The 12,791-nt window shown below is 34.4% G+C and carries 12 protein-coding genes and 1 pseudogene; 6 read left to right on the top strand and 7 right to left on the bottom strand.

Features of this window, described 5'->3' with window-relative positions; translation table 11 throughout:
- Positions 1 to 44 precede the first annotated feature (44 nt).
- From BMY56_RS13325 to purD, 3 genes are read left to right on the top strand one after another with little or no spacing between them, the layout of a single operon-like run.
- Positions 45 to 1,334 carry an exopolysaccharide biosynthesis polyprenyl glycosylphosphotransferase gene (locus BMY56_RS13325; protein ID WP_317040631.1) on the top strand — a complete coding sequence of 430 codons (1,290 nt, stop codon included), beginning with the start codon at positions 45 to 47 and terminating at the stop codon, positions 1,332 to 1,334.
- A 6-nt stretch (positions 1,335 to 1,340) separates the two neighbouring features.
- A complete protein-coding gene (locus BMY56_RS13330) occupies positions 1,341 to 2,318 on the top strand; it encodes a UDP-glucuronic acid decarboxylase family protein (RefSeq protein WP_091625156.1) in 978 nt (325 codons plus the stop codon).
- Between the two features lie 42 nt (positions 2,319 to 2,360).
- A complete protein-coding gene (gene purD / locus BMY56_RS13335) occupies positions 2,361 to 3,632 on the top strand; it encodes a phosphoribosylamine--glycine ligase (protein WP_091625159.1) in 1,272 nt (423 codons plus the stop codon).
- A gap of 60 nt (positions 3,633 to 3,692) precedes the next feature.
- On the opposite strand, the gene BMY56_RS13340 is transcribed toward purD, so the two are convergent.
- Positions 3,693 to 3,917 carry a DUF6341 family protein gene (locus tag BMY56_RS13340; protein ID WP_091625163.1) on the bottom strand — a complete coding sequence of 75 codons (225 nt, stop codon included), beginning with the start codon at positions 3,915 to 3,917 and terminating at the stop codon, positions 3,693 to 3,695.
- A 40-nt stretch (positions 3,918 to 3,957) separates the two neighbouring features.
- Between BMY56_RS13340 and BMY56_RS13345 the strand changes: the two genes are divergently transcribed.
- From BMY56_RS13345 to BMY56_RS13355, 3 genes are read left to right on the top strand one after another with little or no spacing between them, the layout of a single operon-like run.
- Complete coding sequence (locus BMY56_RS13345) at positions 3,958 to 4,887, top strand: DUF6427 family protein (protein ID WP_091625165.1); 930 nt, start codon at positions 3,958 to 3,960, stop codon at positions 4,885 to 4,887.
- Positions 4,888 to 4,925: 38 nt separating this feature from the next.
- Positions 4,926 to 5,525, top strand: coding sequence for a DUF4254 domain-containing protein (locus BMY56_RS13350; protein ID WP_091625168.1), 600 nt, complete (start codon positions 4,926 to 4,928; stop codon positions 5,523 to 5,525).
- A complete protein-coding gene (locus BMY56_RS13355) occupies positions 5,515 to 6,567 on the top strand; it encodes a glycosyltransferase family 9 protein (protein WP_245737225.1) in 1,053 nt (350 codons plus the stop codon). Before BMY56_RS13350 ends, BMY56_RS13355 begins: the two co-directional genes overlap by 11 nt.
- Before the next feature lie 12 nt (positions 6,568 to 6,579).
- Here the strand turns inward: BMY56_RS13355 and BMY56_RS13360 are convergent, their stop codons facing one another.
- From BMY56_RS13360 to BMY56_RS13385, 6 genes and pseudogenes are all read right to left on the bottom strand, one after another.
- Complete coding sequence (locus tag BMY56_RS13360) at positions 6,580 to 7,197, bottom strand: TetR/AcrR family transcriptional regulator (protein WP_091625174.1); 618 nt, start codon at positions 7,195 to 7,197, stop codon at positions 6,580 to 6,582.
- 322 nt (positions 7,198 to 7,519) lie between these two features.
- A complete protein-coding gene (gene arsS / locus BMY56_RS13365) occupies positions 7,520 to 8,575 on the bottom strand; it encodes an arsenosugar biosynthesis radical SAM (seleno)protein ArsS (protein ID WP_091625177.1) in 1,056 nt (351 codons plus the stop codon).
- 186 nt (positions 8,576 to 8,761) lie between these two features.
- Positions 8,762 to 9,097, bottom strand: a complete 336-nt coding sequence (locus BMY56_RS13370; protein WP_091625516.1) for an arsenosugar biosynthesis-associated peroxidase-like protein — start codon at positions 9,095 to 9,097, stop codon at positions 8,762 to 8,764.
- Between the two features lie 237 nt (positions 9,098 to 9,334).
- A pseudogene (locus tag BMY56_RS13375) lies at positions 9,335 to 9,967 on the bottom strand (metallophosphoesterase family protein); the annotation flags it as partial.
- Complete coding sequence (locus tag BMY56_RS13380) at positions 9,952 to 11,292, bottom strand: SLC5/6 family protein (RefSeq protein WP_091625179.1); 1,341 nt, start codon at positions 11,290 to 11,292, stop codon at positions 9,952 to 9,954. The pseudogene BMY56_RS13375 and the gene BMY56_RS13380, both read right to left, overlap by 16 nt.
- Positions 11,293 to 11,363: 71 nt before the next feature.
- Entirely contained in the window at positions 11,364 to 12,788 is a 1,425-nt protein-coding gene (locus tag BMY56_RS13385) for a SusD/RagB family nutrient-binding outer membrane lipoprotein (protein WP_091625519.1), read from the bottom strand.
- Between the last annotated feature and the right edge of the window lie 3 nt (positions 12,789 to 12,791).

Raw genomic sequence — 12,791 nt, forward strand, 5'->3', positions numbered from 1 at the left:
GATATTCTGGTTTCATTACTCCAATTTCCTATGGTCTTGATTTGATGGTTGTGAACTTATTTACAAATTTTTTGACCATTAATTTTCAAAACCCGTGGCTGTTCCATTGTTATATTTCAATTACTTGGATTATTCTATCTTTCAAAAATGAATTTTATGTAATTCAACGTTATTCAAAGGCGGTAGTTCTACTGAGAAAACTATTCACCCAATTCGTTTTCTTTTTTTTAATTTTATATGCTTACATCGGCTTTTTTAAACAACCATTAATGAGTAGATTGGCATTGGGCCAGTATTTCATCCTTGTTTTTGTTGGAATCAGTTTTTTGAAGATTTTAAATTTTTTCCTTTTAAATAAATATAGAGAACGGGTTAAAGGCAATATTAGAAATGTTGTCGTTATTGGTAATAGCAAGAAAGCAAATCAACTTATAGAAGTTTTTAATACAAGACGTGAATTTGGGTATCATTTTTCTTCTCAATTTTCACCTAGAGATAAGGATTTTGAGTTGTTAAATTGTTTCAGATACATTGTGAACAATAACATTGATGAAATATACTGTTCGGTTTCTGAATTGAAGAATGATGAGCTTTCAGCATTTATTAATTTTGCCGACAATAATTTAAAAACACTTAAATTCCTTCCAGACAATAAGAATATTTTTTCTAAAAAATTGAAATTTGAATATTATGATTACCTCCCAATCTTATCTTTACGAGATATACCATTGCATAATTCCCTTAATGCTATTTTAAAGCGATTGTTTGATATTGTTTTTTCACTTGTTGTAATTTTTGGAATATTAATTTGGTTAGTACCGTTATTGGCACTTTTAATATCACTGGAATCTAAAGGTCCGGTTTTCTTTATTCAAAAAAGAACTGGATTTGATAATGATGAATTCCAGTGTTTTAAATTTCGTTCTATGGCAATTAACGATTCTTCTGATCATCAACAAGCAGGTAAAAATGATATGAGAGTCACCAAAATAGGGCGATTTATTCGGAAAACTAGCATAGATGAGTTGCCCCAGTTTTATAATGTACTTTTTGGTAATATGTCTGTAGTTGGGCCAAGACCACATATGTTAAAGCATACTGATGAATATGCAAATCGTGTAGATAAATACATGTTACGTCATTTTGTAAAACCTGGTATAACAGGATTGGCCCAAATAAGAGGGTATAGAGGGGAAATAGAAAAAGATAGTGATATTCAAAACCGTATAAAATTCGATATTTTTTATGTTGAAAACTGGTCTTTTTTCTTAGACTTAAAAATTATTGTTCAAACTGTAGTTAACGCCTTTAAGGGCGAGGAAAAGGCTTATTAGATTGTTATGAAAAGAATATTAATAACAGGTGCAGCAGGATTTTTAGGCTCTCATTTATGTGATCGTTTTATTTCGGAAGGATTCTATGTAATTGGGATGGATAATTTAATTACAGGAGATTTAAATAATATTTCACATTTATTTCCTTTGTCGAATTTTGAATTTCATCATCATGATGTAACAAAATTTGTTCATGTTTCTGGCGAATTGGATTATATTCTTCATTTTGCTTCGCCTGCTAGTCCGATTGATTATTTAAAAATTCCTATTAAAACGCTCAAAGTGGGATCGGTAGGGACACTTAACTTATTAGGTTTGGCAAAAGAGAAAAAAGCTAGAATCTTGGTAGCCTCTACGTCTGAAATTTATGGTGATCCACTTGTTCATCCTCAGAATGAAGAGTATAACGGCAACGTGAGTCCTATTGGACCTCGTGGTGTTTACGACGAGGCTAAACGCTTCATGGAGTCGATTACAATGGCCTATCACAGGCATCATGGGTTAGATACTCGAATCGTACGTATATTTAACACCTATGGCCCTAGAATGCGCTTAAACGACGGCCGAGTAGTTCCTGCGTTTATGGGCCAAGCCTTAAGAGGTGAAAATCTAACAGTTTTTGGTGATGGTTCTCAGAGTAGGTCATTCTGTTATATTGATGATCAAATTGAAGGAATATACCGATTGTTATTTAGTGATTATACAAACCCTGTAAATATTGGAAATCCTCATGAAACAACCATAAAGGAATTTGCTGAAGAGATTATTGCGCTTACAGGAACTGAACAGAAAGTTATTTATTTGCCTTTACCGCAAGACGACCCTATGCAACGCCAACCAGATATTACCAAAGCCAGAGAAATTTTAGGTTGGGAGCCGAAGGTTAGTCGTTCAGAGGGATTAAAAATCGTATACGATTATTTTAAATCTTTGTCTTCAGAGGATTTACAAAAAAAGGAACATAGAGATTTCTCCAGTAAATAGTTTTATTCTAATGCAAAGTTTATTTTTGCCAAAACTACAAGCATGAATATTTTAATCCTTGGATCAGGCGGTCGTGAACATACTTTTGCCTGGAAATTAGCACAAAGCAATAAACTCTCAAAGCTTTTCGTGGCTCCTGGAAATGCAGGTACAGCGGAGATAGCAATAAATGTACCAATTGGTGTAAATGATTTCGAGGCTATTAAAAAGTTAGTTTTAAAAGAGAATATTGAATTGGTACTTGTTGGGCCTGAGGATCCTTTGGTAAACGGTATTCATGATTTTTTCCTCAAGGACAATCTATTGAATAAAGTCGCAGTTATTGGTCCTGAGAAATTAGCAGCAACCCTAGAGGGTAGTAAGGAATTTGCGAAGGAATTTATGATGCGTCATCAAATACCCACCGCTCAATATAAAAGTTTTACTTCAGATACGGTTAGTCAAGGTTTTAGGTTTTTAGAAGAATTAAATCCGCCTTACGTTTTAAAGGCAGATGGACTTGCAGCCGGTAAAGGTGTAGTTATTCTTAATGACTTGAATGAAGCCAAGATAGAATTAAAGGCCATGCTTGTAGATAAGAAGTTTGGTTCTGCAAGCGCAACAGTGGTAATTGAAGAGTTTTTAGACGGTATAGAATTAAGCGTTTTTGTTCTTACAGATGGTGACAGTTATAAAGTTTTACCAACAGCGAAAGATTACAAAAGAATAGGCGAAGGTGATACTGGCCTCAATACTGGTGGTATGGGGGCAATTTCCCCTGTTCCATTCGCGAGTAAGGGGTTTATGGATAAGATTGAGCATCGTATAGTAAAACCGACGGTAGAAGGGCTTAAAAAGGATAATATGCCGTATAAGGGTTTTATCTTTATTGGGTTGATTAAAGTTGGTGAAGACCCAAAGGTTATCGAATATAATGTTCGAATGGGTGATCCGGAAACTGAGGTTGTTTTACCTAGAATTAAAAATGATTTAGTAGAACTTTTACAAGCTGTGGCAAACGAAAAACTTTCTGAAGTCGAGTTGCAATTAGATGAACGTACCGCAACTACTGTGATGACTGTTTCAGGGGGATATCCTGGCTCTTATGAAAAAGGGAAAGTGATAAAAGGGATTGAATCTATTGAAGACTCACTGGTCTTTCATGCAGGTACAGCCATAAAAAATGGCAAAGTAGTAACAAATGGAGGTAGAGTTATGGCAATTACTTCTTTTGGGTCAGATTTTAAATCCGCTTTGTCAAAATCTTACCAAAATGTGGAGAAACTTTCTTTTGAAGGAATGAATTATAGAAAAGATTTAGGCTTCGACTTATAAACCTTTTAAAATGCTTATCGGATTTCTATAAGAAATCCGATAAGATTATATCTTTTAAATTTATAGGTAAGAGTGAGAAGTACTAGACGTATCCTCTTCACCGCTATCATTATATTTCTTTAATTGAAGCATCCAATAAATAAAAGCAGCTGCACCAATTAACATAAACATCCAGTTTAAAATGTTCGAAATAGCCCAACTTTCTGCAAATCTAAATGGATCCATTGTGTATTTAAATATCACATTTACAAATAAATCCGCAATACCCTCAAAAAATGATTTCATCTTATTACTATATTTACTGACAAAAATATAAAAAGCTTAGATGATTTCAAGCATTTTTGAGAAAACAAAACCAATCAATTTCATTATTGTACTCGTTTTTTTGTTTCTTTTTTACTGGTCTGTCCAATTTTACCTTTTAGACTATACGTTTACTGACATTGAAATTGTACCATCGATTGTGGTACTAACCATTCTTTTGTTCAGTGTTTTTGTCGTGGATTTTGTGGTGAAAAGAAATAAGTTGACAGGAACAAATTCCTTTGCCATCCTTTTCTTTACGATGCTTTTTGTGGTTTTTCCTGAAACCTTAGGGGATAGTAATGCTGTTTTTACAAGTTTTTTTCTGCTGCTTGCAATGAGGCGATTATTAAGTATTAAATCTCTTAAAAATATTAAGCTCAAAATTTTTGATTCAGGTCTGTGGATATGCATATCTAGCATTTTTTATGAATGGTCCATTTTATATCTTCTTTTGGTAGTCGCTGCAATTTACATTTATGACCCTAAAAATATAAGAAATTGGTTAGTACTGTTTTCAGTAGCATTTTGTTTTTTCATGATTTTATACGGGGTTTTGGTTTTATTAGATGAAGCATCCTTTATGAAAAACCACTATGATTTTGCCATTAATTATGATGCGATTTTCCCCATTAAATGGTGGTCTAGCCTTAAGCTATCACTATATGCCCTTTTAAATATGGTTCTTGCTTTTTCTACCTTCATACACTTAGGCAAAGCCGGTATGGGTAAAGTGATTATTATGCGATTAATTGCTTTGTCATTTTTAATTGGCTTAGTAGTTAATTTTTTGGTGACATCAGAAAATACAAGTGCCATTATGATTACATTTTTTCCGTCAGTAATATTCATTGTCAATTATTTAGAATCTATTAAGAAACCCAAATTTTTAGAGGTATTGTTGATAGCCAGTATTTTGGTTCCTATTTTAGTTTTTGTAACCAAATTATAGTTTAAAACTATAAACTTTATCTTTGTAAAAAAGTTCATATGTTTAGCGAGTTCGCATTTTCAATTTTTAATAATAGTATTGAAAAATATCACATTAAGGACGATGTGTATCAGATTTTTGAGAATCCATATTCAAAAGATGATATCGAATACCTTCTTTATCGAAAGAGTTGGATAGATACTGTTCAGTGGCATTATGAAGATATTATACGAAATCCTGAAATTGATCCACAAGAAGCTCTTGTTTTAAAACGTAAAATTGATGCTAGCAACCAAGACAGAACTGATTTGGTTGAATTTATAGACAGTTATTTTTTAAATAAATACAAATCGGTAGATGTTAAGCCTACAGCAACTATAAATACTGAAAGCCCAGCTTGGGCTATAGATCGCTTGTCAATTTTAGCCTTAAAAATATATCACATGAACGAAGAAACTCATCGTTCAGATGCATCTGTTGACCATAAGCAAAAGTGTCAAATTAAGCTGAATATTCTTTTAGAACAAAAGAAGGATCTCTTTTTAGCTATTAACCAATTATTGGCAGATATTGAAAATGGCAATAAGTACATGAAGGTATATAAGCAAATGAAAATGTATAATGATGAGGAACTAAACCCCATCTTACGTGGCAAATAATAGCCAAGTACATATTTTGGTCATACGCCTTTCAGCAATGGGAGATGTTGCTATGACCGTCCCCGTTATTTTAGGTATTTGTAAAAAATATCCATCAGTCAAGATAACAGTGCTAACGAAACCTTTTATGGCACCCATCTTTTCTGATATTCCTAATATATCAGTTTTTAATGCTGACGTAAAAGGAAAGCATAAAGGAATATTAGGACTTTGGAAATTATACAAAGAATTGGCAAATCTTCAAATTCATATGGTTGCCGATTTACACCATGTTTTACGCAGTAGCATATTAAAACAGTTTTTTAAACTTAAAACAATTCCATTTATTCAAATAGATAAAGGGAGGGATGAAAAGAAGAATCTAATAAACCCTAAAAGGGCGAAATTAGAACCATTAAAATCTACTTTCAAACGTTATTCAGAAGTATTCGAGAAGCTTGGTTATATAATTTCTGTTGATGAAATGGTTGTTATGCCTAAAAAACCATTTCCAAAAGATTTCGTTCATTTAAAACATAATAAAGAACAGTTACTTGTGGGAATCGCCCCATTTGCAGCATTTAAGGGGAAAATGTATCCTTTGAATTTAATGAAAGAAGTGGTTAATGAATTAAATAATACTAATAAGTATAAAATTGTATTGTTTGGAGGTGGACAGAAAGAAGTACAAATTCTTAATACTTGGGATAATCAATTCAATAACGTATTCAATGCAGCCGGTAAACTTTCTTTTTCCTCAGAACTAAGTTTAATTTCTAACCTTGAACTAATGTTGGCTATGGATAGTGGAAACGCTCATCTAGCAGCGATGTTTGGGGTATCAACAGTTACATTATGGGGAGTAACCCATCCGTATGCCGGATTTTCCCCTTTCGGACAGTCTAAGGACAACGCGTTATTGGCCGATAGAGTTGAATATCCGTTGATTCCTACTTCTATCTACGGTAACAAATTGCCAGCTGGCTATGAAAATGTGATGAGTACCATTCAACCTACCCAAGTTGTTCAAAAAATCATCGATATAATTAACAATAATGTTTAACATATATTATTTTTAAACTGTTACCGGTTTTGCCTCAATACTCTTAAAATATTGACGTAATTGTGTCATGAACCTATACTTTTTCGCACTAGGTGATGAACCCGTCATTAATGTTCGTACACCAAAATAAGAACTCATTAAAAATATTGCCACAGCTTCACAATCTGTATGGCGGTCTAAATAACCATTAAATTTTCCTTTTTGTAATGCAGAAATCAGATTAACCTCCCATACGGTTACTATTTCATTTAAGTGGTGCATAATTACCTCATTCTTACCATTGAATTCGGTAAGAAAGTTACTTAGAATACAGCCAAAATCCATTTCATTATGAACGGCAGTTTCCATGGCTTCATCAAAGCAGTTCATTATTAAATTTAGTGGATTTTCGTGCCCTTCAATCGGTTCTATTAAACTGCTATATACTTTACGTCCAAGTAAGTTTTGAATTATTTGTACAAAGAAATCTTCTTTAGAATCAAAATGATAATAGAATGCTCCTTTTGATAATTCTAATTTTTTAAGAATATCATCTACACTTGTATTATAATACCCTTTAGCATAGAATAATTCTAGTCCTGTTGTTTGCATTCGTTGCATGGTGGCCATGCGCTTTAGACTTATGTTCATAATATATAGATTTGGGTAAATCAGACCAATTGGTCTATATAAAGAACTTTCATATTGTAAAAAGCTGTAGTATTTATAGATGAAGATGACCTAATTTTCGGTGAACGTACATTTTGTCGCTGAATGACAAGGATTGTAAACGAAACTACAAACTAAGTGGTCGGTTTAAGTGCCCGTGATTGAAGATGTATAACACTTATGACAATTTATAACTAAATATTAAACCGCTCTGTGCTCAGCACTGAACGGTTTAATTCTAATATCTCTTATAACATAATAGGGGAAGAACTAGACAAATAAAATGGAGACCTAAAATTCATACTTATGCTACCGTTCCTTGACAACTGCTACCTGCGCCTGCCGTACAACCATAACAATGCTGTGAGATAATGATGTTTCTATCGTTTAATAAATCTTCATTGTAATCTTTAATATGCTTCACTTTACTAGCAACTTTTAAATCTAACATTTGATTAAAGTCGCAATCATATAGCCATCCATCCCAACTGATTGAAATCGTATTGGTACACATTACATTTGCTACTGCTGAAGGATTATAGGCTTCTACCAAAGCATACATATAATCTTCATAATTCTCTGAGGCGATTAGATAATCTAAAAATCGTGCTATAGGCAGGTTCGTTATAGCGAACAAACTATGAAATTGAATATCAAAATCTTCTTTAAGGGCTTTTTTGAAATCCTTTTCCATTGCCGCTTGGTCTCCTGGCAAATATGCCCCTGATGGGTTATATACTAAGTCTAATCGTAAGCTACTGCCAGGTAAGCCGTACCCTCTTTCATTCAGTTCTTGTAACGCTTTAATCGATTTATCAAAAACCCCATCACCTCGTTGCTTATCTGTTTTTCCTCTGGTATAATGTGGCATAGAAGAAATTACGTGCACATTGTGTTTCTTGAAGAAATCTGGCAAATCATAATATTTCTTATTTGCTCTAATAATGGTAAGGTTAGAACGTACGATAAAATCCTTTATTCCTGCTTTTGCAGCCTCCTCAACAAACCATCTAAAATCAGGATTCATTTCTGGTGCTCCACCAGTTAAATCTAGAGTATGGGCTCCTGTATTTTTTATGACCTCTAAACACTGCATCATAGTTTCACGAGTCATTATTTCCTTACGATCCGGACCTGCATCTACGTGGCAATGCTCACATACTTGGTTACACATGTATCCCACATTGATTTGTAGTATTTCCAACTTTTTAGGGCGTAGTGGAAAGTGGCCTATCTGAGCAATCTTATCCTTAAAATATGGAAGCTCTCCATCGGCAAAGATTCCTCCGTTCAATATTTCTAACTGCTTATTGGAAACTGCTAAATCGTTCCCTTTCGCTTTTAATGATTTTGTAGCCATTCTTTTTTAGTTGTTGGTTGTTGGTTGTTTGTAGTTCATAAGTGTTATTACGAATTCATAAACCGTTCAACCTGTATTAATTTCTTTTTAATAGATAGCAATTTCTATTTTATTCTCGTTTTGTAAATGGTTCTATGTCGATTTTTAAATTATCTAATAATCGACAACGAACAATTATCAACCAAACTACATTGACAATTTGTTGTACTTATTCATCATTTGTACGCCATGAACCAGTGTCGCTCCACTTTCAATAGCAGCACCTACATGAACAGCCTCCATCATTTCTTCCTTCGTAATTCCTTTCTGTAATCCGTCTTTTGTATAGGCGTCAATACAATAAGGACATTTAACAACATGGGATACCGCTAAAGCAATTAGTGACTTTTCTCTTGCACTTAGTGCACCTTCTTCGAAAACCTTACTATAATAGTCGAAAAATTTAGTTCCTAATTCTTCGCTCCATTCAGTAATCTTTCCAAATTTTCTTAAATCTGCCGGGTCATAATACGTATCTGCCATCTTTTTCTGAGTTTTAGTTTTTATTAAGTCGTTTTGCTCTTGGTTAAAATAAATCGGAATTCCTTGTCCCATTTTTTCCACTTCTGGGAGAATTTCCATGTTGTCCCAAATACCTGAAATAAGTGTGTCTCCGTAGGCTTCAGGCAAATGGTTTTTGTACATTAATTTTTGTGCAGTTTCTACCTCGTATTCAAAGGAATGATGAGTGTAGGTTACTTGACCGTCAACTATATCGAGAATCATATACCAAACCCTAGCCGTACCATCATTTGCCGGCATACCTATAACACCTGGGTTTAACCAAAGCTTATCATTGAAGGTCTGATGAAAGGGCAAACCACAATGACCCGCAATTATGATATCACTTATAGTATCTATAAAGCTGCGTTCTTTACTTTCTGTCGCGTTTGATGCAAATATGAATTCAGAGGTATTCCCATAATTTCCATGGACAACGGTAACTTTTTTACCACCATAATCAAAACTGATGTACTCCGGAATTTCCTTCATCCAATCTAATGATTGTTGCGACAAATGACCTTTGGTATAGGGAAACCACATTTTTGAAAAATCGTCACATCTACTACCACTTTTAAAATCACAGCCACAGTCTTCACTATCATTCGCCAATTGTAATTCTACATTACCTGCAATACTTAAAGCTCCCCATTTTTGAAACAATTGAACGGTTTCTTCGGGCTGCGCACAGTATCCAGTAATATCTCCAGTACTGATACAGTTTTCTGGTTTTATCCCAGCTTCTTTAGTAATGGAAATGAGCTTCTCTAAAGCTTGAAGGTTGCTATATACACCTCCGAAAAGCAACAGTTTTCCGCTTTTAGTGCCAATATGTTTTATTTCTTTATCCATGTAGGTATTATATAAACGAATAGGCAACAAATGATGCCCCAAAAATTAATCCAAAGTAAATCGGCATACTTTCCTGTCGTAAAAATAAGTGCTTGTGGAAACCAATTGAAAATCAAAAGGAAACCGAAGAATAATCCACTAAACACACTTAAATGAAAACTTATTTTGGGAGCCTTCCCTCTCCAAAAAAGAAAAACAGGCGTCAAGCCAATAACCATAGTGCCACTAATAGTTGTGGCCGACAGTATTTCTGCATTTAAGAATACAGGTATAGTGCCTAAAATTGCAATTACCACCATTGACCATCTGCCAAACTTAAGTGACGTTCCAAATTTTAAGTCAATAGCCACTAGTTTTGAAAAGGATGAAAAGGTAGAATCTAGTGTAGATGCCGCAGATGTTATCATTACGAAATTAATGACCAACAAGATAATAATACCAAAAGCTTTTCCCACTTCTACAGCAGCCTGCCCTTGCATACCTTGTGATTGTGCATAAACACCAATGGAACTAAATAGTATAATGCATATTGCTCCTAGAATACTTGCCCATAGAAAACTTTTCAATGTGATTTTAGGACTACTAATAAATCCGCGATCAGTTAAAACAGGATCATGAAAAGGATAACTGAAAGATTGTAATAATGCCGCAAACAATAAATTCAATCCGGTTTCGAACGACCAGATTCCTGAATTTACTACCTCTGTAACAGTTGTTGATGTTGTATTGCCAAAAATAGTGAACAATATTACCGCTAAAAGAATAGAGAAGAGTCCCATTTGGATAACATCGGTAAATATAGAACTACTCATGCCTCCTTTTAAGACATAAGCCAATGTCAACCCTGTAAATACTAAAATGGACCAATAATACGACGATGTGCCTTCAGGTCCAAAATAGGAACCAATGACCATGGTATTACTCCATACCTCGTTAAATAAACGAATGGCAATCAAAATAGAGAATATAGTAACAGCAGATTTTCCGAATTTACTCGATAGAAAATGGTGTATGCTTGTGTACTTTCCATGTAAACGCATTCTATATATTACCAAACCAGCTACGGCAAAGGATAGGTAGTACCCTGCATATGCAACCCCACCAACAATACCAAAGTCTAAGCCTAAATTTGCGGCGTTCGTAATACTCTTCGCAAATATCCATGAGATGATCAAACTGCCCATTAGCATAAACGTGTTGGGCGCTTTCTTTTTTTGAACTGCCTTAAAAAACTGATTCGTGTCTTTTGCCCATGGGGAAAGTAAGAACAGCACCAAACTTGATGCTATAATTAAACTCCATTGCCAAATTTTTACTTCAGTCATTTAATTCTATTAATTACTATAATTCAAGGTATCCTGCCGCTTTCGACCGTACCGAATTAATAATTTCCTAACTATTTATCCCACCAAACTGGAACATTTATGCTATTGCCATCTGTTTGACTTGCGGCAGCTGCATAATTGACACTATTCAAAGCTTCTTCTTCTGAAGGATAGGGCATACGAATAGGAATTAAATTGTTGTTTAAGCTAGCAGAAATTGTTTTCAATTGTGGAAAACCGGTTCTTCTGTATTCTACCCAACCTTCATATCCATTTATCATATTGGAAATCCATTTTTGGGTAATGATATTTTCTAATGCATTACCATTACTTAAAGCACCTTCTGCGCTTAAATAAGTTTCGGGTATTTCTACTTGCCAATACGCAAAAGCTTGAGTTACCCCTGTATTGTATAGTGTTTCGGTATCACCAGTTATCAAGCCTTTTTGAGCTGCTTCTGCCAATAAGAAATGTGTTTCCATACTGGTCATAAAATTAGCGTCTAAAAGCCCTGTATTTTCTCTAAAAATGGCACCTAATAATGAATAATCTGCCACGGAAACACCTGTTGAGGCATCAATACCGTTTAAGAGTCCGTTGAATTCATTAGTGGTGGTATTACCTAACGGTCGATATAATCGTTCAATTCGCGGATCATTTAGATCGGTCAATATTTCATCCATCGTTTCAGATAATACATAATTATTAAAATCTCCGATTCGAAGTCTGGCCAGTCTAAAATTATTCGGTTCACCATCGGTAAAATTGAAAATGGCGTTTTCTGAATTTTCATCTATAAAATTTCCTTCGGATAAAATTGTCTGTAATTGTGCAGCAACATCGACCTTCGCTGAAATACGCACGAGGAATTTAATTTTCAGTGAATTTGCAAAACGTATCCATCCCGCTAAATCCCCATTGAATAAAATATCTCCTTCTAATGAAATGGTACCGGTATAATTTTCCATAGCCGCTATTCCCTTAGCAAGATTGTCCAATATGCCACCTTCATCCATATAAATAGATTCTTGAGAATCATAGACAGGAGTAACGGTTTCTGTATCACCCTTAAATGCTTCAGAATAGGGGACATCTCCAAACAAATCTGTCAACGCTGCTGCCATATATGCCTTCATTATTCTGGCGGGACCTTCATATACCGCAAAGGCAGTATTTTCTTGAGACAAATTCAAAATGATTTCATTGTCCCTTAAATTTTGATAGAATATTGGCCACGGATTACCTCCTAATTGCGGAGATTTTAAATCATGCCTGTCAAACAGGTTAAAATCAAGGGCTGTACTGTATTGCCCAAGCAAGTTCCCCGCCGTAAAACCTTCATAAGACATTTGTTCACCATAATCATAGATTACTTGCCTAAGCAATAGGCTTGGTTGCACGGTAACAGGTGAATTTGAATTTGTGTTTATTTCTTCAAAATCTTTAGTACAACCAACGACCAATAATAAGATTACTATACTATATACATATTTCATTGT

Origin of the sequence: Maribacter orientalis, assembly GCF_900109345.1 — a bacterium.
Classification (GTDB): domain Bacteria; phylum Bacteroidota; class Bacteroidia; order Flavobacteriales; family Flavobacteriaceae; genus Maribacter; species Maribacter orientalis.